This window comes from Kibdelosporangium aridum, from assembly GCF_900176515.1.
Classification (GTDB): domain Bacteria; phylum Actinomycetota; class Actinomycetes; order Mycobacteriales; family Pseudonocardiaceae; genus Kibdelosporangium; species Kibdelosporangium aridum.
In genome coordinates, this window is the sequence record NZ_FWXV01000003.1 from 571,095 (window position 1) to 591,595 (window position 20,501).

21 protein-coding genes are annotated in these 20,501 nt (G+C 65.1%); 5 read left to right on the forward strand and 16 right to left on the reverse strand.

Features of this window, described 5'->3' with window-relative positions; all coding sequences use genetic code 11:
* Position 1 precedes the first annotated feature (1 nt).
* From B9C43_RS21635 to B9C43_RS21675, 9 genes are read right to left on the reverse strand one after another with little or no spacing between them, the layout of a single operon-like run.
* Entirely contained in the window at positions 2–1,180 is a 1,179-nt protein-coding gene (locus B9C43_RS21635; protein ID WP_084428681.1) for an MCE family protein, read from the reverse strand.
* Positions 1,177–2,247 (reverse strand): MCE family protein, encoded by a 1,071-nt coding sequence (locus tag B9C43_RS21640; RefSeq protein WP_084428682.1) that lies wholly within the window; start codon positions 2,245–2,247, stop codon positions 1,177–1,179. The genes B9C43_RS21635 and B9C43_RS21640 overlap by 4 nt, the downstream gene beginning before the upstream one ends.
* Positions 2,244–3,275, reverse strand: a complete 1,032-nt coding sequence (locus B9C43_RS21645) for an MCE family protein (RefSeq protein ID WP_033381398.1) — start codon at positions 3,273–3,275, stop codon at positions 2,244–2,246. Before B9C43_RS21645 ends, B9C43_RS21640 begins: the two co-directional genes overlap by 4 nt.
* Entirely contained in the window at positions 3,272–4,600 is a 1,329-nt protein-coding gene (locus tag B9C43_RS21650; protein ID WP_084428683.1) for an MCE family protein, read from the reverse strand. Before B9C43_RS21650 ends, B9C43_RS21645 begins: the two co-directional genes overlap by 4 nt.
* Positions 4,597–5,457 (reverse strand): MlaE family ABC transporter permease, encoded by an 861-nt coding sequence (locus tag B9C43_RS21655; protein WP_033381400.1) that lies wholly within the window; start codon positions 5,455–5,457, stop codon positions 4,597–4,599. The genes B9C43_RS21650 and B9C43_RS21655 overlap by 4 nt, the downstream gene beginning before the upstream one ends.
* On the reverse strand, positions 5,457–6,251 hold the full coding sequence (locus B9C43_RS21660) for an MlaE family ABC transporter permease (RefSeq protein WP_033381401.1): 795 nt from the start codon (positions 6,249–6,251) through the stop codon (positions 5,457–5,459). The genes B9C43_RS21655 and B9C43_RS21660 overlap by 1 nt, the downstream gene beginning before the upstream one ends.
* Positions 6,252–6,258: 7 nt before the next feature.
* A complete protein-coding gene (locus B9C43_RS21665) occupies positions 6,259–7,017 on the reverse strand; it encodes a glucose 1-dehydrogenase (RefSeq protein ID WP_084428684.1) in 759 nt (252 codons plus the stop codon).
* A complete protein-coding gene (locus B9C43_RS21670; RefSeq protein WP_084428685.1) occupies positions 7,017–8,525 on the reverse strand; it encodes an aldehyde dehydrogenase family protein in 1,509 nt (502 codons plus the stop codon). The genes B9C43_RS21665 and B9C43_RS21670 overlap by 1 nt, the downstream gene beginning before the upstream one ends.
* 57 nt (positions 8,526–8,582) lie before the next feature.
* Positions 8,583–9,434 carry a 3-oxoacyl-ACP reductase gene (locus B9C43_RS21675; protein ID WP_235038753.1) on the reverse strand — a complete coding sequence of 284 codons (852 nt, stop codon included), beginning with the start codon at positions 9,432–9,434 and terminating at the stop codon, positions 8,583–8,585.
* A 240-nt stretch (positions 9,435–9,674) separates the two neighbouring features.
* Here B9C43_RS21675 and B9C43_RS21680 point away from each other — a divergent pair, with 240 nt between their 5' ends.
* Genes B9C43_RS21680 through B9C43_RS21690 form a run of 3 tightly spaced genes read left to right on the forward strand, consistent with a single transcriptional unit; the run spans position 9,675 to position 12,536 of the window.
* A complete protein-coding gene (locus B9C43_RS21680) occupies positions 9,675–10,271 on the forward strand; it encodes a dihydrofolate reductase family protein (protein WP_084428686.1) in 597 nt (198 codons plus the stop codon).
* A gap of 48 nt (positions 10,272–10,319) precedes the next feature.
* Entirely contained in the window at positions 10,320–11,501 is a 1,182-nt protein-coding gene (locus B9C43_RS21685) for an acyl-CoA dehydrogenase family protein (protein WP_084428687.1), read from the forward strand.
* 15 nt (positions 11,502–11,516) lie between these two features.
* Positions 11,517–12,536, forward strand: a complete 1,020-nt coding sequence (locus tag B9C43_RS21690; protein WP_084428688.1) for an acyl-CoA dehydrogenase family protein — start codon at positions 11,517–11,519, stop codon at positions 12,534–12,536.
* Here B9C43_RS21690 and B9C43_RS21695 read toward each other — a convergent pair.
* The 4 genes from B9C43_RS21695 to B9C43_RS56785 all read right to left on the reverse strand — a co-directional run bounded on the left by B9C43_RS21695 (position 12,522) and on the right by B9C43_RS56785 (position 14,230).
* Positions 12,522–13,169, reverse strand: a complete 648-nt coding sequence (locus tag B9C43_RS21695) for a hypothetical protein (RefSeq protein WP_084428689.1) — start codon at positions 13,167–13,169, stop codon at positions 12,522–12,524. The genes B9C43_RS21690 and B9C43_RS21695 overlap by 15 nt on opposite strands.
* Positions 13,170–13,297: 128 nt before the next feature.
* Positions 13,298–13,627: a hypothetical protein gene (locus B9C43_RS21700; RefSeq protein WP_084428690.1), complete on the reverse strand. Its 330-nt coding sequence runs from the start codon at positions 13,625–13,627 to the stop codon at positions 13,298–13,300.
* Positions 13,628–13,647: 20 nt separating this feature from the next.
* Positions 13,648–13,797: a hypothetical protein gene (locus B9C43_RS56780; RefSeq protein WP_160096627.1), complete on the reverse strand. Its 150-nt coding sequence runs from the start codon at positions 13,795–13,797 to the stop codon at positions 13,648–13,650.
* Between the two features lie 22 nt (positions 13,798–13,819).
* Positions 13,820–14,230, reverse strand: coding sequence for a DUF6463 family protein (locus B9C43_RS56785; protein WP_160096629.1), 411 nt, complete (start codon positions 14,228–14,230; stop codon positions 13,820–13,822).
* Between the two features lie 19 nt (positions 14,231–14,249).
* On the opposite strand from B9C43_RS56785, the gene B9C43_RS56790 reads away from it, so the two are divergent.
* Positions 14,250–14,837, forward strand: a complete 588-nt coding sequence (locus tag B9C43_RS56790; protein WP_051895032.1) for a TetR/AcrR family transcriptional regulator — start codon at positions 14,250–14,252, stop codon at positions 14,835–14,837.
* On the opposite strand, the gene B9C43_RS21710 is transcribed toward B9C43_RS56790, so the two are convergent.
* Together B9C43_RS21710 and B9C43_RS21715 are read right to left on the reverse strand one after the other, a co-directional pair.
* Positions 14,824–15,912 carry an NAD(P)H-dependent flavin oxidoreductase gene (locus tag B9C43_RS21710; RefSeq protein ID WP_033381412.1) on the reverse strand — a complete coding sequence of 363 codons (1,089 nt, stop codon included), beginning with the start codon at positions 15,910–15,912 and terminating at the stop codon, positions 14,824–14,826. The two genes, B9C43_RS56790 and B9C43_RS21710, sit on opposite strands and share 14 nt — an antisense overlap.
* Positions 15,912–17,516 (reverse strand): acyl-CoA synthetase, encoded by a 1,605-nt coding sequence (locus tag B9C43_RS21715; RefSeq protein ID WP_200825633.1) that lies wholly within the window; start codon positions 17,514–17,516, stop codon positions 15,912–15,914. The genes B9C43_RS21710 and B9C43_RS21715 overlap by 1 nt, the downstream gene beginning before the upstream one ends.
* Before the next feature lie 63 nt (positions 17,517–17,579).
* On the opposite strand from B9C43_RS21715, the gene B9C43_RS21720 reads away from it, so the two are divergent.
* The gene (locus B9C43_RS21720; protein ID WP_084428693.1) at positions 17,580–18,353 is read left to right on the forward strand and encodes a crotonase/enoyl-CoA hydratase family protein; all 774 of its coding nucleotides are present in this window, start codon (positions 17,580–17,582) and stop codon (positions 18,351–18,353) included.
* Positions 18,354–18,966: 613 nt separating this feature from the next.
* Here B9C43_RS21720 and B9C43_RS21725 read toward each other — a convergent pair.
* Entirely contained in the window at positions 18,967–20,487 is a 1,521-nt protein-coding gene (locus B9C43_RS21725; protein WP_084428694.1) for an acyl-CoA synthetase, read from the reverse strand.
* Positions 20,488–20,501 lie beyond the last annotated feature (14 nt).

The following is a 20,501-nucleotide window of genomic DNA, read 5'->3' on the forward strand; positions in this document are numbered from 1 at the left end:
TTCATCGGCGCAGCACCTCCAGCAAAGGCACTGGAAGCGGCGGCAAGGTCCCGTTTTGCAGTGCTGTCAGGGTCTCGGCGACGGTCGGCAGCTTCAGCGTGCCGTCCAGCACCGGTGCCAGCTTCTTGCAGGTGTCGGTCAAGGTCGCGGGAACCGCCTTGGGCGTGCCTGACTCGATCAGACGGCACACCATCAGGATCGGCGGGTGGGTGAACTCGTTCAGGTCCGCCCGGACACCGATCGTGCCGGACGCGGCGTCGTACGAATTGATCAGGTTGGTGGCACCGACCGGGGCGACATCGAGGATCTCGGCGATCGCGGCCCGCTGGTCGACCAACGCCTTGGTCACGCCGGTCAGCTTCTCCACATTGGACGCCAGTAGGTCCTTGTTCTCGCCGACGAAGTCCTTCACGTCACCGAGCGCCACCGCCAACGAGCTCAGCGCCTCGGCGACCTCTTCCCGGTCGTCCGCGAGGAACGTGCTGACGTCCGCCAACCGGCCGTAGAAGTCATGCACGGCCTTGTCGCTGCTCGCGAGTGCCTCGGTGAACTTGCCGAGACTGTCCACTGTGGCGAACAGGTCTTCGCGCGACCCTGACAACGTGTCCGCGGCCGCCGCGAGCTGTTTGACCGTGTCGTTGAGGTTCTGGCCGTTGCCTTTCAGTGTTCCGGCCAACGTGTCCAACAGGTTCGACACCGAGCCGTCCTTGTTGGCACCGTTCGGCCCGAGGTCGGTGGTCAGCTTGTTCACGCTGGCATACAGGTCGTCCAGCTCGACCGGCGATGCCGTGTTGGCCCGCTCGATGACCGCGCCGGACGCCATCGCTGGCCCGTCGGTGTAAGCAGGCATCAACTGGACGTACCGGTCGGAGACCAACGAAGGCGCGACGATGATCGCCTTGGCTTGCGCGGGAACCTGGATGCCCGAGTCGAGCAGCATGTCGACCTTGACCTGCTCACCCGCCGGCTGGACGGCCACGATCTCGCCGACCGGCACACCGAGTATGCGGACAGCGGATCCTGAGTAGACACCGACGGTTTTGTCGAAGTACGCCGTGACACGCATTCCAGCGGGGGTCCTGAGCAGCCACCACAGGCCAGCAGCCAGGATCAGGCCGAGCACACAGATGGTCGCGACCATCCTGGCCGAGCTGCGCTGACGCTGGGTCCGGAAGGTCATCGGCCACCTCCGGAGATCGGCGGCAGGCAGCCGTCCGGGTTGATCGTCAACCCGTTCGTCTTGCCCGGACCGAGATTGACGTAGGGCGGCAGCAATCCGCACAGATAACCCTCGAACCAGCGACCGTTCCCGGTCGTGTTGGTCGAGATGCGGACGAAGGGCGCGAGCGCCGCGAGCCCACGGCTCAGGTTGTCCTGATTTCGTTGCAGGAGTGAGGTGACCTTCTCCAGCTGCTGCAACGTCGGCTTGAGCTGGGTCCGGTTGTCGGCGACAAGCCCACGCAACTCTGCCGCGAGATCCCTGGTCCCCTTGAGCAGCTGATTGATCGCTTCCTTGCGGCGCTGGATCTCGGCGAGGAGCAGATTGCCGTCGTTGATCAGCTTGACGATCTGGTCGTTGCGGCCCGCCAGGGTCTTGGACACCTGACTGGTGTTGCCGAGTAGCTCGGCGAGTGCCTTGTCCCTGCTGGAAATCGTCTTGGACAGTGCCGAAAGGCCTTCCAGCGCACCACGCATGTGCTCGGGCGTGTCCTTGAACGTGTCCGCGACCACCTGGAAGCTCTCCGCCAGCTTGGCGGTGTCCAAATTGTTCACCGTGCTGCTCAAGTCACCCAGTGCGGAGTTCACGTCATACGGTGTGGTCGTCCGGGTACGGGGAATCGGCTCGCCTGGATCTTGCGAACCCGTGCCACCGGGCTCCAGCGCGAGGTACTTCTCGCCGAGCAGGGTCTTGATGCCGATCGCCGCCTTGGTCTGATCACCCAGCCGGACGTCCCTGACCTTGAACCTGACCCGCACCTGGTTACCGGCAAGCGCCACTGTGGACACCTCGCCGACCTTCACACCGGCGATCTGGACCTCGTTGCCGTCCGCCAGACCCGCGGCTTCGCTGAAGTACGCGGAGTAGTGCGTTCCCGTGCCGATGATCGGCAAGTCGTCGGAGAAGAACACCGCCAGCGTCGACAGTACGAGGATCGCCAGCGTCGCCGCTCCGACGACCGCCTGGTTGCGTTCTTTGCGCGGCGACGTGCGTTTCCCAGCGGAGCCGCCAAACAGCACAGGTTTCATGGGCCGCACCTCTCCGGCATCTCGGTCGTCGGCACCGGGAGCAACGTCATCTGCAGGTTCAACGCCGAGATCCCGACTGTCCCGGACATCCGGCACAGGTAGAAGTTCAGCCAGCTGCCGTAGCTGACCGCACGGGTGAACGTGTCGGCGCGATGTTCCAAGCCCTTGAGCATCCCGTCCAGCAACGGCTCCTGCTTGTTGAGCGTCTCGGACAGCGTGCCCAGCAACCCGATGTCCTGTTTCAGCGGTGGCCTGGCTTGCTGAAGCAGACCCGCCGTGGTGTCGGTGAGCGAACCGAGCGCCGAGATCGCCTCGCCGATCGGCTGCCGGTCGCCGGACAGCCCGGACACGAGTTGCTGCAGGCTCAGGATGAGATCCGAGACCTGGTCGGTTCGGCCGTTCACCGTGGTCAGAACGGTGTTGAGGTTGTCGACAAGCTCGCCGATCACCTTGTCCCGGCCAGCGATCGTGGACGTCAACGTCGCGGTGTGCCGGAGGATCCCGTCGACCGTGCCCCCTTCACCCTGCAGTACCTGGACGATCTCGAACGCGAGCTTGTTGACGTCCTCCGGGCTCAACGCCTGGAACAGCGGCCGGAAACCGTTGAACAGCACGGTCAGGTTCAGCGCCGGTTTCGTGCGGTCGACCGGGATCGTCCCGCCCGGTGCCAGCAGTTCGGCGCTTCCCGTGCCCATTCCCAACGAAAGGTAACGCTGCCCGACCAGGTTGCGGTATTTGACGGTCGCGGTCGCCGAAGCGGGCAGCCTGCGCCCCGCGTCGATGTCGAACAGGACCTCGGCGTACTTGTCCTCGACGACCGAGAGCGCCTCGACCGTGCCCACCTTCACGCCGAGAATACGTACGTCGTCGCCGATCTTCAGGCCGGACGCGTCCACGAACCTGGCCCGATAGCTGGACGTGTCGCCGAAGTTGCTGTTCGCGATGGTCGCGCCGAGCAGTGCCGTCAGCGTGACCGTGATGACGGCGAATACGACCATTTTGATGATCGGACCGGTGACACTCCTCATTCGACAGTCACCTCCGCCCCGCGATACACCGGCGCCACCAGGAAACTGGTCCACGTCGGCACTTCCTCCGGCCGCAGGCCCAGCTTCGGCGCCAGCAGCACGGACACCAAGTCCAGTTCCTGCTTGGTGTTCTCGACACCCGCGGCTTGCGGCGACGTGGAGCCTGGGATGATCGACGTCGCGCCGGTGTTCTTCGGCGGCGGCGGTTTCACCGAACCGTCCTTGATCGGACCGCCCGGCGGGTACTGCGGGAACACCGCGGGCAGCTTGACCTGCTCGTAGCAGCGAGGTCCGCGCTTGTCGTCGAACCGCGGAGTGTCCACACCGGGCAGATACTTGCCACGGTTTCCGGTGAATTCCAACGTCACCCGCATCATGTTCGGGTGCGCCTGGCCCTTGCCGAAGGCTGCTTCGGCGGCCGGGACACGGTCGGCGATCTGCTCGAGCATGCACGGGTACTCGGGTGCGTACTTGGCCAGCACGTCCAGCGTCGGCTTCGACGTGACCACCAGGTTGATCAGGTTGTTCTTGTTGACCTGGATGAAGTTCCCGAGGTCGATCGAGGCGTTGGTCAAGGACCCGAACAGGTGCTGCAGGTTCGCCTGCTCCGCCACGATCGTCTTGGTCGTGGTAGTCAGGTCCGACAACGCCTGCAGCAGATCCGGCGCGGCCTGGTTCGCGGTCTCGGAGACCGAAGCAAGCAGTTGGATGTCCGCGGCCAGGTCGGGCAATGCCGGGTTGATCTGCTTGAGGTAGTCGTTCAGCTGCACCAGTGTCTCGCCGAGCTGCTCACCGCGGCCTTGCAACGCGGTGGAGATCGAGTTCAGCGTCATCGCCAGTTTCTCCGGCTGCACGGCTTGCAGGACCGGCATCACGTTGTTCAGCACGCGTTCCAGCTCGATCGCCGAGGAGCTGCGGTCCTGCGGGATGACCGATCCTTCGGTCAGGCGCTTGGTCTCCGGCTGGGGAGGAACCTGCAGCGCCACGTATCGCTCACCGAACAAGGTCTTGGGCAACAACCGGGCGGACACGTTGGCCGGGATCACGTCGACTTTGTCCGGCTGCAACGCCAGATCCAGCACGGCGTGGTCACCCATCGCCCGGATCGACCGCACCTCACCGACGATCATCCCGCGGACCTTGACGTCCGCGCCCTCGCGCATCTGGTTGCCGATCGTGTCGGTCTGCAGGCTGACCATCACCACTGGCGTGAACACCTTGCGGTACCCGGCGATCGTGACCACCAGGAACAGCGCGATGACCACAAGGAACGCCAGTCCCAGCAAGTGGTACTTCACCCGTGTCAATGGATTTTGGCTGATCATCCGGCTATCCGTACGGTCGTCGTGGAACCCCAGATCGCCAGGCTGAGGAAGAAGTCCAAGATGGACAGCATCACGATCGCCGCCCGCACCGCGCGGCCGACGGCCACGCCGACGCCCGCCGGCCCGCCGGTCGCGGTGTAGCCGTAGTAACAGTGGGTCAGGATCACGACCACGCTGAACACGATCACCTTGAGGAACGACCAGAGCACGTCCTCCGGCGGCAGGAACAGGTGGAAGTAGTGGTCGTACGTGCCCGCTGACTGGCCGTAGAAATAGACCGTGACAGCACGGGAAGCCAGATAGGACGAAAGCAGACCGACGGCGTACAACGGGATCACAGCCGCGATTCCCGCAAGGACCCGTGTTGTGACGAGATACGGCATGCTTGGGACAGCCATCGTCTCCAGGGCGTCGATCTCCTCGGAGATCCGCATCGCGCCGAGCTGCGCGGTGAAACCACAGCCGACCGTTGCTGAGAGCGCGAGCCCGGCGGAAAGCGGTGCGACCTCACGGGTGTTGAAGTACGCCGAGAGGAACCCGGTCAGTGCACCGGTCCCCAGCTGGTTGAGCGACGAATAGCCTTGCAGGCCCACGATCGTGCCGGTGAACATCGTCATCCCGATCATCACGCCGAGCGTGCCGCCGATGACCGCCAGCGCGCCGGTGCCGAAGCTGACCTCGGTCAGCAGGCGCATGACCTCCCTGGAATAGCGCCGGATCGTCCGCGGAGCCCACGCCAAAGCCCTGACGTAGAAGGACAACTGCTTGCCGAGGTGTTCAAGGCCGTTGAAGGGCCGCGCCGCGAGGTCCAGGATCGCACCCCGGGGCTCCTGCTCGCGTGGCTCCACTGCCGTCATCACAAGCCCTTCGACGGCACGATCCGCAGGTATATCCCGGTCAGCACGACGTTGATCAGGAACAGCAGCAGGAACGTGATCACCACGGCCTGGTTGACCGCGTCACCGACGCCTTTCGGCCCGGCCGCGGGGTTGAGCCCCCGGTAGGCCGCCACGACCCCGGCGACGAAACCGTACAGCAGCGCTTTGATCTCGCTGATCCACAGGTCCGGCAGTTGCGCGAGGGCGTTGAAGCTCGCCAGGTACGCGCCGGGCGTGCCGCCTTGCATGATCACGTTAAAGAAGTAGCCGCCCATCGTGCCGACCACGCTGACCAGGCCGTTGAGCAGAACGGCCACCACCATCGCAGCCAGCACTCTCGGCACGATGAGCCGCTGGATCGGCGACACGCCGAGCACTTCCATCGCGTCGATCTCTTCACGGATCTTGCGCGCGCCGATGTCCGCGCACACGGCCGATCCGCCCGCACCGGCCACCAGAAGCGCTGTGATCAGCGGACTCGCTTGCTGAACGATCGCCAGTGCGCTGGCGGCACCGGTGAACGACTGCGCGCCGATCTGTTGGGTCAGCGAACCGAGCTGCAGCGCGATCACCGCGCCGAACGGGATCGCGACCAGCGCCGTCGGCAGAATCGTGACGCTGGCGAAGAACCAGCACTGCTGGATGAACTCGCGGAACTGGAACGGGCGTTTCGGGATGGCCCGCAGCACTTCCCAAGCGAGCGTCGAGATCCGCCCCACCTGGCGCAGCGCGGCCACGCCAGGGGTTTTGGACCTCTTCGTGGTGGGATTCATAGGACGTTCAAAGTAGAGAGTGCGTGGCCGTCGCGCCACCGTCGGCCACGAATTCCGCTCCAGTGGAGTACGAACTTTCGTCGCTGGCCAGGAAAACCTGCAGGTTGGCGATTTCCTCCGGTTGTCCGCACCGGCGCAACGCTACTCGCTTGCCGACCCGTTTCATGTCCACTTCCGCGCCACCGGCCGCGTCACGGACCATCTGGGTGTCGATCACGCCCGGGTGAATCGAGTTTACTCGTATATTCAGGTGACCGAGTTCCATCGCGGCCGCCTTCGTCATCCCGCGCACGGCGAACTTGCTGGCGGTGTAGGCCATGAGGAACGCCATGCCGCCGAGGCCTTCCACGGACGAGACGTTGATGATCGAGCCACCCTTGGCCTCGGTCAGCGCCGGGATGGCCGCGCGCATGCCGAGGAACGTGCCGACCTGGTTGACCCTGATCACCCGTTCGTACTCGGCCAGTGTGGTGTCGACAATGGACTTCACGTGCACGATACCGGCGTTGTTCACCAGCACGTTCAACGCGCCGAACTCGGTCAGCGTCCGCTCGACAGCCGCTGTCCAGTCCTCTTCGGACGTGACGTCGAGGTGCTGGTACACGGCGGCCGCGCCGAGTTCGGCGGCGAGTTCCTTGCCCTGTTCGTCAAGGATGTCCGCGATGGTGACCTTCGCACCCTCCTCGACGAACCGCCGTGCCGCCGCCGCACCCTGTCCTCGTGCGGCCCCGGTGATCAGTGCGACCTTCCCGTCGAGGCGTGCCATCACATCATCTCCTCGGTCAGCGGCATCATCACGGACTTCAACTCCGTGTACGCCTCGTAAGCGGACCGCCCGCCCTCCCGGCCGATCCCGGATTGCCGATATCCGCCGAACGGCAGATGTGGCTCGACTTGGAAGCCGTTGATCCCGATAGAGCCTGCCCGCAACCGCTTGGCCACACGGAACGCCTGGCGGACGTCCTTCGTGTACACACCCGCGCCGAGGCCGTACTCGGTGTCGTTGGCCAGCCGGATCGCCTCGTCCTCATCGGAGAACGGCACGACAGCCAGCACTGGGCCGAAGATCTCTTCCTGCGCGATGGTCATCTTGTTGTCGACGTCCGCGAAGATCGCGGGTGCGACGAAGTTGCCGTTGCTGTAGTCGCCGTCGAGCCGGTTTCCACCTTGGACGAGTCGCGCGCCTTCCTCTAGTCCTTTTTGGATGTACCCGAGGACGCGGCCGAGTTGGCGCTCGTTGATCAACGGGCTGGCGAGCACACTCGGCTCGAACGGGTCGCCGTAGGACATGTACCCGGCGACACCTTGTGCCACAGTGATGAACTCGTCGTACACGTCACGGTGAACAAGCGCTCGGCTCTGCGCGATGCACGCCTGGCCGGACAGGCCCATGGTGACCATGCCCATCGCGGTCGCCGCGGCGAGGGCGACTTCGGCCTCCGGGAAGACAATCGCGGGGCTCTTGCCACCGAGTTCCATCGACACACGCTTCAGCGTGCCTGCCGAGGCCTCGACGATCCGCTTGCCGACCGCCCGGCTCCCGGTGAAACTGATCTTGTCCACGAGCGGGTGCGTGATCAGGGCTTCGCCGGTCGGGTCGCCGGGCCCGGTCACGACGTTCACCACCCCCTCGGGCAGCCCCGCTTCTTCGAGCAGTTCGACCATCCGCAACACGGAGAAGCTCGCGTACTCGGAAGGCTTGAGCACGACCGTGCAGCCGGCGGCCAGCGCCGGGCCGAGCTTCTGGGCGAAGAGCAGGAAGGGCGCGTTCCACGGCAGGATCGCGGCCACCACACCGATCGGTTCGCGGAAGGTCACCGCGAGTTTGTCGCCACCCTGATAACCGGGGAAGGTCTCACCGCCCGCCTTGTCGATCCAGCCCGCGTGGTGGTCGAAGACGTCCGCGGCCACGCCGACGCTGGCCGCGTAGATGTTGCCGAACGTCTTGGGCACGCCGTTGTCCAAGGCCAGCCGGGAAAGCAGGTCGTCATTGTGCTCACGCAGCAGAGCGCTGAACTTGTGCAGCACGCGGACCCGTGCACTGACCGTGGCACGCGGCCACGGGCCCTCGTCGAAGGCCTGCCTGGCGGCTTGCACCGCGGCGTCGACATCCTCGGCGGTGGCGATCGGGAACGAACCGATCTCCTCGTGGGTCGCCGGGTGCTTGTGAGTCCATGTCGCGCCGTCGCCGCTGGCCCGCCACTGTCCGCCGATCAGCAGCAGGCCGTCCTTGAGACCCACGTCGTCACGGTGGCCGAGCATGCTCAGCGTCATGGCTCTCCTTCTAGGACATTGTTGACTCAAGACGTGTTGAATCAAAAGCGGACATCGTTACAGCCTCATCGTTTCCATGCAGGCGAACGTCTTCTTCGGGTCGCGTTGCCCGAAGGTCGTGGTGAGCTCGTCGAAGCTGGTGAAGGTCTGCTCGACGACCGGCGCGCCCATCAGCGCGACCTTCCCGCCGTGCACCACGAACAGCTGACCGTTGATCTTGTCGGCCTCCGGCGATGCCAAGTAGGCCACGAACTTGCCGACGTGATCGGGTGACAGGGGGTCGTCGCCGTCGGGTGCCTCGCCGAAGACGTCGGCGGTCATGGAGGTCCGGGCGCGCGGGCAGATCGCGTTCGCCCGGACTCCGTACTTCGCCAGTGACCGGGCACTGGTCAAAGTCAACGCGGTGATCCCGCCCTTGGCCGCGGCGTAGTTCGGCTGACCGCCCGACCCCATCAGGAACGCCTCGGACGAAGTGTTCACGATCCGCGCGTACACCGGCCCACCGGACTGCTTGGACTCTTCGCGCCAGTACGCGGCAGCGTTGCGGGACAGCAGGAAATGCCCGCGCAGGTGGACCTTGACGACAAGGTCCCACTCCTCGTCGGACATGCTGAACAGCATCCGGTCCCTGAGCACACCCGCGTTGTTGACCAGGATGTGCAGGCCACCGAACCGTTCGATCGCCGTACCGGTCAACGCGTCCGCAGTGTCCCTTTCGGACACATCGCCCTGGACGAACGCCGCCTTGCCGCCGTGCTCCTCAATCTCCGCGAGCACGTCGGATTCGGCGAGATCACCGAGCACCACGTCGGCGCCCGCCTTGGCCAGCGCGACCGCCTCAGCGCGGCCGAGACCGGCGGCGGCACCGGTGACTACCGCGACTTTCCCTTCCAACGGCCTGGCCTTCACGGCTCACTCCTCGTCGAGCACGGCTGCGTCGCAGCTCACACTAGAATAGGTTCACAGAGGTGACAAGGCCATCGACCAGGCGAATCGCGATACGATCAGTAACAGGTTCTACATGGAATGCCGGTCGCGTTCACCCTGTTAACGAAAATCCGGCCACAAAGGTGACGGCCCACTGTCGATGACTCCCTTCCTCATTCGACGTTCTGACATATGCACCGACCACCAGCAAGGAGCAATGTCATGGGCAAGGTTGTCGCAGGCGCGAGCATGTCGTTGGACGGATACGTCGCCGGGCCGGACCAGACCGGGTTCGACCACCTCTTCACCTGGTACAACAACGGCGACGTGGAGATGCCAGTCGGTGGCGAGGGAACACGGCTTGACCTGAAGATGTCCGCGGTCAGCGCCAAGCTGTTCGCCGACATGATCGCCTCGACAGGCGCCCTGGTCGTCGGCCGGTTCCTGTACGACCAGACCAACGCGTGGAACGGGCAACACCCGATGCAGTGCCCGGTCGTCGTGCTCACCCACAACCCACCGGAGCAGCACTCGGAGCACTTCGTCTTCGTCACCGAGGGGATCGAAGCCGCGGTCGCCAAAGCGAAGGAGCTCGCGGGCGGCAAGGACGTCGGCCTCAACAGCGGCACCATCACCCGGCAAGCCCTGCAAGCTGGGCTCGTCGACGAGATCGAAGTGGATCTCGTTCCAGTCATCCTCGGCGGCGGGACACCGTTCTTCGGCGAGGTGACGAACGCGCCCGTCAAGCTGACCGGACCCGTGTCAGTCCGGGAAGGTATCGATGTCACCCACCTCCGCTACTTGGTCACGAAGGCCTAGCCGGTCTATGGTGAAACTAGAACGCGTTTCACTCCTGGAGGTCTTCTGGTGCGGATCACGTACACGCCCGAGCAGGAGGAACTGCGCCGTGAGCTGCGTGAGTACTTCTCGGCGCTGATGACGCCCGACCGCAGGCAGGCGCTGGCGGCCGAGGGAGGCGAATACGGCGACGGGGCCGCGTACAAGGAAGTCGTCCGGCAGATGGGCCAGGACGGCTGGCTGGCGCTGGGCTGGCCGTCGGAGTACGGCGGCCAGGACCGTTCCCCGATGGATCAGCTGATCTTCAACGATGAAGCGGCCATCGCGGGCGCGCCAGTGCCGTTCCTGACCATCAACACCGTCGGCCCCACGATCATGCGCTTCGGCACGCCCGAGCAGAAGGCTGCTTACCTGCCGGGGATCTCAGGCGGCGAGACGCACTTCTCGATCGGATACTCCGAACCGGAGGCGGGCACCGATCTGGCCTCGTTGCGGACACGCGCGGTCCGTGACGGGGACGACTACGTGATCAACGGCCAGAAGATGTGGACCAGTCTGATCCAGTACGCCGACTACGTGTGGCTGGCGTGCCGGACCGATCCGGAGGCGCCCAAGCACAAGGGCCTGTCGATGATCATCGTGCCGACCGGCTCGCCGGGCTTCTCGTGGACGCCCGTGCACACCGTGTCCGGCGTGATGACCAGCGCGACGTACTACCAGGATGTGCGCGTGCCGGTGACCAACCTGGTCGGCACGGAGAACCAGGGCTGGCCACTGATCACCAACCAGCTCAATCACGAACGAGTCGCCCTGACCTCGTCGGCGCCGGTCCGCAACGCGTTGCGGGACGTCATCGAGTGGGCGCAGAACACGAAGCTGCCCGACGGCAGGCGGGTGATCGACCAGGAATGGGTGCAGCTGCACCTCGCCCGGGTGCACGCCAAAGCCGAGTTCCTCAAGCTGATGAACTGGCGCATCGCCTGGGGCGTCGAGCATTCGCCCAAACCCGCGGACGCGTCGGCCACCAAGATCTTCGGCACCGAGTTCGCCACCGAGGCGTACCGGCTGCTGATGGAGGTTCTCGGGACCAACGCCTATGTGCGCACCGGCTCGCGCGGCGAACTGCTCGGCGGGCGCATCGAGCGACTGCACCGAAGCGCGCTGATCCTGACGTTCGGCGGCGGCACCAACGAGGTGCAACGCGACATCATCGCGGGTGTCGGCCTGAAACTGCCGCTGGCCAAACGCTGAAAGGGCATCTCTTCGATGGACTTCTCGTTCTCCGAGGCGCAGGTCGAACTCGCCGGGCTGACCCGTTCGATCATGGCTGACCTGACCGACTCGCGGCTGCGTGCGGCCGAGTCCGGCGACGACAGGTTCGACGCCGAGTTGTGGGATGCGTTGGCTCGCGCCGGGATCCTGTCGGTGACCGACTTCGGCTTGCTCGAGCACTGCAGTGTCCTGATCGAACTCGGCCGTGCGGTCGCGCCTGTCCCCTATCTGACGTCCATTGTGGCCGCCTCGGCGCTGGCCAAGTTCGGCTCATTGGAGGCACCGGACGCCATCCACACGGCGGCTTTGGCGGACGACGAGGTGTTCGCCTCGCCCACAGCGGACGGATGGAGTTTGTCCGGGACCAAGTCCTGTGTCCCTGCCGGAGCCATCACGTCGCTGATTCTCGTCCCTGCCTCGACTCCCGACGGCGTGAAGGTCTTTGTTGTCAAACCGTCCGAAGTAGCCATCACGCGGCAGCGGATCGTCGACAACGACAGCGAAGCCTTGCTTGAATTCGCTGACGTATCGCTGGATGCGTCTCGTGTGCTCGGTGGAGCCGAAGTGCTCGACTGGCTGCTCACCAGGATGACAGTCGGATTGTGCGCACTACAGCTCGGCGTGACGGAACGTGCACTGGAACTGACCGCGGAGCACGCGCGTACCCGGGTGCAGTTCGAGCGTCCAATCGGGTCGTTCCAAGCTGTTGCTCAGCGCTTGGCGGACGCCTATGTGGACGTCGAAGCGATCCGGTTGACGTTGTGGCAAGCGGCTTGGCGCGTCAGCGAAGGACTTCCGGCCGAGACCGAGGTCGCCAGCGCGAAGTTCTGGGCAGCCGACGCCGGTCACCGGGTCGTCCACACCGCGGTGCATGTGCACGGCGGTATGGGCATCGACACAGATCACCCGTTGCACCGGTATTTCGTTGCTGCCAAACGAAACGAGTTCACGCTCGGCGGCGCCACCGCGCAGCTGCGGAAAATCGGCGCCGCGCTCGCGTCAACCCCGGTTTGACCGCAGGTAGTCGCTGGTGGCCGAACCGAGGGCCATGATCAGACCGATCAACGGCATGATCGCGAAGATCACCGGAACCACCGCGAAAGCGGCTTTGATGTCCTGTACGAACTCAGGGAGGATCGCGTCGCTCGTGTCGATCGCGAGGATGCTGACCAGGTAGTAGGCGCTGATCGCCAGCTCGACCACGGCACCGGCGATGTACAGCACGCGGGACGTGCCGGACAGCAACTGCACCGAACCGAAGATCAGCAGAAGCAGGCCGAGGAGCTGGGCGACCGCGAGCCCCCACGCCATCGCCGCGCCGGAGTCCTGGAACGACGCCGAACTGAACAGGCCGAAGAAGACGATGCCGGTCGTGATCAGGGTGAGACCGGCCTGGATGAACCCGAGCACGGCGGCACCGGTGACCGATCCCGGCCGGACGTTCAGCGGCTGGCCGTAACCCATACCGTAGCCACCGGGTCCAGGCGGGTACCCCGGCTGCTGGTACATCGGCTGCCCGCCGGGCGGTGTCTGTGGGTAGCCGTACTGTTGCTGTGCCGGATACTGGGACGGATTGGGCGGCGGGCCGAATCCCGGGACTGGTGACTGGTTTGCCGGATACGGTTGCTGACCGTACTCATTGGACATGCGGACTCCTCGGGGCACCGGGGTGACGTCGCCGAGTATGTCGCCGGGTCACGCGAATTCGTGACGTTTTAGCGCAGATTGGCCCCGTTGGCGGCCAAACGGCCGCCGAACGTGCCCTTCTGGGCAGCTCACCGCCCTGGCGGCAGCCAGCGGCCGGTCGCCGGGACGAGCGCGAACACCACTCCGATCACCGGTCCCATCAGCATCACGGTCACCCATCCCGCCGATTCGGGCAAGACCAGGTATGTGCTCACCAAGACCAATTCGATGACCACGGCGGCGACATAGACCCAGCGTGTGATGCCGACGAACAGCAGCAACGAACCGATCGCCAGAAGCAGCGAACACGGCAGCAGGACCAGCGTGCCCAGCGCGCCGAACAGCTGGATACACGCCCAGCAGCAGCCGAACATGACGGCCGCGAGCACCGAGCCGGGCCTGGAGTAGTGGTCGACCATCAATCCCCCTCGGCTGACCACTATCGCATGAAGTACCACCGGCTGTCCGGCCTCGTGAGCAGGATGAAACCAATCAGCGGCAAGACAATCGCCCCAAGCCCGGCGCTGACGCCTGACCGGTAGAAGGCGATCGCGCACACAGCGACGACGATCTTGGTCGGACGTCCCATGCCGTCCACGATGGACTGCTCATCAGGAGCTTCGGCTTGGTTGCCCGGAAGTACGCCCGAACAGCATGGCGACCGGGATGAGCCCGAGCGGGAACCCGGACGGCTCCATCAGCAGCGAGCAGACGAGCACCCACGCGCCAAGGATCCACGGAACGAACCCGGGAACCGGTATCCCCTGCTTCGCCAACCAGCCCACAAGAAGACCCAGGATCAGTACGGGAACCGCGAAGCTGCCGACGCTCGCCCAGAACAGCCCTTCGACTTCCGGGATCGGCGTCAATCCCTTGAACCACAACACGCCACCGAGCCACTCCGGAATCGCGTCGAGCGAAGCCACCCCGAAGCCCACCAGATGCACCACGGCAATGATCACCATCAGCCGGCCAGCCCATAACGTCCGTCTAGAAACGGAACTCACAGTTTCGATACTCATAGTTCCGTATGATGGCCCGATGCGGACTTCGACACAAGCGGGCGGACGCCCCAGAGAAAGTCGCGTCGATCACGCCATCCAGACCACGGTCCGCGAACTGCTCGCCGAGGTCGGCTACGCCAACCTGACAATGGACCTGGTCGCGGCCAGAGCAGGGATCGGTAAAGCAGCGATCTACCGGCGGCACTCATCCAAAGCCGAAATGGTCTTCTCAGCTGTGGTGCACGGCATGGACCTGCAACCCGTCGCAGACACCGGCTCGCTGCGCACAGACCTGCGCGATACCGTTATCGACGTTCTCGGGCGGGTGGCCGAACCCAGCGTGCGTGCCGGAACGCCGACATTCCTCGCCGAACTCGCCGTCAACAAGGAGATGTCAGCTCGGTTCCAGTCGACGTTGGTGGCACGGGAAACCGCGTGCGTCGAGACAGTGCTCGATCGGGCGGTCGCTCGCGGCGAAATAAGCCACAAACCCGACCCTGCCGTCGTGCATGCCACGATCTTGGGCACAGTCACCGCATGGCTGCACATGCTCCAGCGGGACGACTATGCCGACCTTCCCGACCAGCTCGCCGACATCCTGACCAACGGGCTCACAGGTTCTTGAGCCGCGCCAGCGTTTCCTCGGTCTCCCGCAGCAAAGTCTCCATCACTTCCGCCACCGGGCGGACTTGCGACATCCGGCCGACGATCTGGCCGACGGGCATCGAGACCACGGCCGGGTCGTTGGCGTGCTGAATTCGGTTGTGTGCCTCCGCGACCAACAAGTTCTGCAGCGGCATCGGCAACGGGTCGGGCGCGTCTTCCTCCGCCCACGCGTCCGTCCACTTCGTCTTCAGCAGCCGGGCCGGTTTGCCGGTGTAGATCCGGGTTCGGACGGTGTCACTGGAACTGGCGCCCAGCAACGCCTCCTGCATCGCGGACTCGCCGAGGGACTCGGTGTACTCCGCTGTGGTCAGCCAGTACGAGCCCATCCACACGCCGTCCGCGCCCAGCGCCAACGCCGCGGCGACCTGCCGGCCGGTGCCGATTCCGCCTGCCGCGAGCACTGGAACGTCAACGGCGTCAACGATCTCCGGTACGAGCACCATCGTGGCGATCTCGCCTGTGTGCCCACCGGCCTCGTAGCCCTGCGCCACAACGATGTCGACGCCGTTGGCCACGTGGCTACGGGCGTGCTCGGCCTTGCCTGCCAACGCGGCCACCAGAACACCATGGTCGTGTGCACGTTCAATCACGTCCACAGGCGGTGACCCGAGTGCGTTGGCGATCAGTTTGACCGGGTGTTCCAGCGCAACGTCCACATGCGACCGGGCCACGGAGTGCAGCCAGCCAAGCACTCCGGCACGTCCCTCACCCGCGAGTGGCGGGACGCCGAGGCGTTGCAACGTCCGTTCGACGAAGTCCTTGTGCCCCGGCGGGATCATCTTGTCCAGGTCGAGCGCCGCGCCCTCGGTCGGGATCTTCGCGGGCATCACCACGTCGACGCCGTAGGGCTTGCCGTCGGTGTTCTCGTCCATCCAGTCGAGGACCTTGGCGAGCTCGGCTGCGTCGTTGAACCGGACGCAGCCGAGAACCCCGAGTCCGCCCGCCCGGCTGATCGCGGCGGCCACATGCTCGGATGGCGTGAAGCCGACGATCGGATACTCGATCCCCAGCGTGTCACACAGTGAAGTTCGCACTATTTCACCGCTACCGTCGTGTGTTCGGTGGCTTCATTCTCGTTCGCGTACGCGATGGCCCACCGGTAGTCCGGCTTTCCACTCGGCGATCGCTTGATCTCGTCGACGATCCACAGGCTGCGTGGCACCTTGTAGCCTGCGATGTCATTGCGAGCGTGGGCGTCCAGTTCGGACAGTGTCGGCTTCTTGCCTGGACGAGGTTGTACGACAGCCGCTACGCGTTGGCCGAACCGTTCGTCCGGGACGCCGATCACCAGTGCGTCGAACACGTCCGGGTGCGACTTCAAGGCGCCTTCCACCTCTTCGGGGAAGACCTTCTCGCCACCGGTGTTCACACACATGTTGCCGCGGCCAAGCAGCGTGACTGTGCCGTCTTCCTCGACCCGCGCGAAGTCGCCCGGTACAACGTAACGCTTTCCGTTGACCTCGGTGAACAGCGCCTTGGTCTTGGCTTCGTCCTTGTAGTACCCCAACGGGATGTTCCCGCCGCGCGCGAGCCTGCCCACGACGCCGGGCGGCACAGGCTTGTTGTCGTCGTCGATCACGGTGTTGTCCGCGTCGATCTTGACGCGCGGCCCGCCGCGGTGGTCGGCTCCCTTTTGGACGATGCTCAGTCCGGAGAACCCCGCCTCCGACGAGCCGATCGAGTCGGTGATCACCACGTTGGGCAACGTGGCCAGATACTGTTCCTTGACCGACGGCGAGAACAACGCCGCCGTGCTGGCGATCGCGACCACCGAGGACGTGTCGTACTCGCGCTCTTGCAGCGCTTCGATCATCGGCCGCGCCATCGCGTCACCGGTGATCAGGATGACCTGTGCCTTGTGCTGCTCGATCGTCCGCCAGACCTCGTGCGGGTCGAACTGAGGGATGAGAACGACTGTGCCACCGGAGAACAGGCTCTGGAACGTCGCCCACTGGGTAGCACCGTGGATCATCGGCGGAATGGGGAACCGGACCAGGCTGAACTGCAGACCGGTGTTGGCCTGTTGCCATTCGTCCTCGATCTTGGCGCCGGTCATGAAGTCGATGCCACCGCCGAGGACACGCCACACGTCCTCGTGCCGCCACACCACACCTTTGGGATTTCCCGTGGTGCCACCGGTGTAGAGGATGTATGTGTCGTCAGCGCTGCGCGGCTCGAAGTCCCGCTCAGGACTGCCCTGACTGAGGGCCTCTTCGTACTCGCAACCGGAGTAGTCCAGGCCTGAGTCATCATCAACAACAATAACGTGTTCCAGTTTGTTGGTTCTTGCCATCGCGACCTTGTCGGCGTAACACCGCTCGTGCACCAGTGCCACCAGGTCCGCGTCCTCGAAGATGTAGCGCAGTTCGCTTGCCACGTAGCGGTAGTTGACGTTCACCGCCACGGCCCGCAGTTTGTACGCGGCCAGCATGGTCTCGACCGCTTGAATGGAGTTTCGCGAGTACACACCCACGTGTGAACCCTTGCCGACGCCCTGCGCGGCCAGGTAGTGCGCGAGCCGGTTGACGCGGTGCTCCAACTGGGAGTAGGTGACCCGGCGTTCGCCGCAGATCGCGGCGATCCGCTCGGGCACGACATCAACGGCGTGCTCGACGAGATCGGCGATGTTGAACGTCACCGACCCAAAGTAGAACATGTTACTGTTCTGAACAATCCCCCGTTCCGTGCAGGAAGGAACTCGATGGACTGCCTGGTTGAGCAGCAGGGGCACGTACTCGTCGTGACCATGAACCGCCCGGAGGCACGCAACGCGTTGTCCGCGGAGATGATGGCGATCATGCGCTCGGCCTGGGACCAGGTGGACAACGATGAATCGATTCGGGCGTGCGTCCTGACCGGTGCGGGTGGGGCGTTCTGCGCGGGCGCGGACCTGAAGGCGATGACGTCGAGCCATCCCGGCGACACCGCGTCCGACTGGGATCTCTCGGTGATCGAGCCGTTGCTGAAAGGCCGCCGGCTGACCAAGCCGTTGATCGCGGCTGTGGAAGGCCCGGCGATCGCGGGCGGAACCGAGATCCTGCAAGCAACGGACATCCGCGTAGCCGGGGAGAGCGCCCGTTTCGGCGTCTCCGAACCGCGCTGGGGCCTGTTCCCGCTGGGCGGGTCGGCTGTTCGCTTGCCCAGGCAGATCCCGTACACCGTCGCGTGCGACCTCCTGCTGACCGGCCGCCACATCACCGCGGCGGAAGCGTTGCAGTTCGGCTTGATCGGTCACGTGGTGCCGGACGGCCAAGCCCTCACCAAGGCTCTCGAACTCGCCGAACTCATCGCCGCCAACGGCCCGCTGGCCGTACAGGCGATCCTGCGCACGATCCGGGAAACCGAAGGCATGGCGGAGAACGACGCCTTCAAGATCGACGCCCGCCTTGGCATGGAAGTGTTCCGCAGCGAGGACGCCAAGGAAGGCCCCCGCGCCTTCGCCGAGAAGCGCAAACCCGAGTTCCGCGGCCGCTGACGCGCTGGCACCGCTCCCAGCCGCCCCCAGCCCCCTGCCCGCCCGCAAGGGGGACCCCTGAATTTCACGTTACCAGCGGGGTACGACAGTTCCGGGGTGTCGACGGTTGTGGGCTTGAAGTTGGCACGCGGCCTTGCACCTAACCGTAGCGAGCTGCAGGGCACGAGGTTCGTGCGCAGCCTTGCACCCGACCGAGGTGTGCCGCCGGATTCGAGATTGGCGCGCAGCCTTCCACCCAACCGTGACGTGCCGCCGGGCTCCAGATTGGCGCGCAGCCTTCCACCCAACCGAGGCGAGTCACCGGGCACGAGATCGGCGCGCAGCCTCGTGCCGACGGTCTCGGGTTCGCGCAGCCCCGCGATGGCGCCCAGACATGCGCCATCACACCAAGAATTCCCCAGGGGGACCCCCTGATTTCAGGCTATGCCAAGGGGAACAGCGGGTGGAAGGGCGGCGAGATCGCGCCTGTGGACAACGACCGGATGTGGACAACTCGGCCCAGTCGATCTTGACTGGGCCGAGGTCTTGCGCACCACCCGGTAGCCTGCCCCAAGGGAGTTACTTCCTAGAGCAGGCTCTCCAGGGGAAAGTCACTTAGGACGAGGGCTACCACTTAGGCCAGATAGTTTGCGCGGAGCTTTCGCTTGTACAGCTTGCCGTTCGGGTCGCGCGGCATCTCCTCGATGTAGTCGATGCTGCGCGGCAGCTTGAACTTGGCCAGCCGCGACCGCGCGTACTCCAGCAACTCCTCGGTCAACGCTTCGTCCGGGGTGACGCCGGGAGCCGGTTGCACGACCGCCTTGATCTCCTCGCCCCAGTCCTCGTGTGGCAGGCCGAACACGGCGATGTCGGCGACCTTGGGGTGCACCGCGAGCTCGCCCTCGATTTCCGCCGGATAGATGTTCACACCACCGGAAATGATCATGTCGGCCTTGCGGTCGTGCAGGTACAGGTACCCGTCCTCGTCCAGATGCCCGACGTCGCCGAGCGTGAACAAGTCCCCGACCCGGGCGGCCAACGTCTTCGCCTTGTCCTTGTGGTACTCGAAAGTCGAAGCACCCATCTTCATGTACACCAGGCCGGGTTCACCGACGGGCATGTCGTTGCCGTTGTCGTCGAGGACGCGAACGACCGAGCCCGGCCACGCCTTGCCGACGGAACCCGGTTTCTTCAGCCATTCCTCGGCGGTGATCGACGTCCCGCCGCCTTCAGTCGCCGCGTAGTACTCGACGACAACCGGGCCCCACCACTCGAGCATCCGCCGCTTCGTCTCAAGTGGGCACGGCGCCGCACCGTGGATCATCACACGCAGCGAAGACACGTCGTAACGCGACCGCACGTCTTCAGGCAACGCCAGGAGCCGGTGGAACTGCGTCGGCACCATGTGGCTGTGGGTCACCCGGTGCTCCTGGATCAGCCGGAGCATCTCCTCGGGATCCCACTTCTCCATCAGCACGACCGTGTGTCCCATTTGGATGGAAATGCCCGCGAAGTTCAGCACGGCCGTGTGGTACAGCGGCGATCCGCAGATGTGCACGTGGTCGTCGAACGGTTTGATCCCGAAGATCCCGAAGAACCACATCGACGCCGGCGGGACGTCATCCGGATCCGCGCCGGTCAGCGGACGCCGCACGCCCTTCGGACGCCCTGTCGTCCCCGACGTGTAGACCATCGGCGCGCCGGAGGTCCGGTTCTCCGGACGCCCAGTTCCGGCGGAGGCACCGAGCTCCGACAAGGGCTGGAAGCCCGGAATGTCGCCGACCGAGTACTTCGCCTCGATTCCGCTTCCGGCCTCGACGGCCATATCGGCGAAGCGTGCGTGCGCGATGAAGACCTTGGCCCCGCTGTCCTCGATGATGTACGCGACCTCGGGCCCGACCAGGTGCCAGTTCACCGGCACGACGTACAGCCCGGTCTGCAGCACCGCGAAGTACAGCGCCAGCAGGTCGGCCGAGTTGGGCAGCGCCATCACGACTGTGTCGCCGGGTTGCAGCCCCAGCTCCTGCAGCCCGCGGCCGAACCGATTGGCTCGCGTTGCCAGCTCTTGGTAGGTCACCACGGCACCGTCCGGGTCGACGACGGCCGGATGATCGGGCAGGTCAGCGGCGATGTTCCAGAGCCCTATCGCGGTCATACCGCAAACTTAGA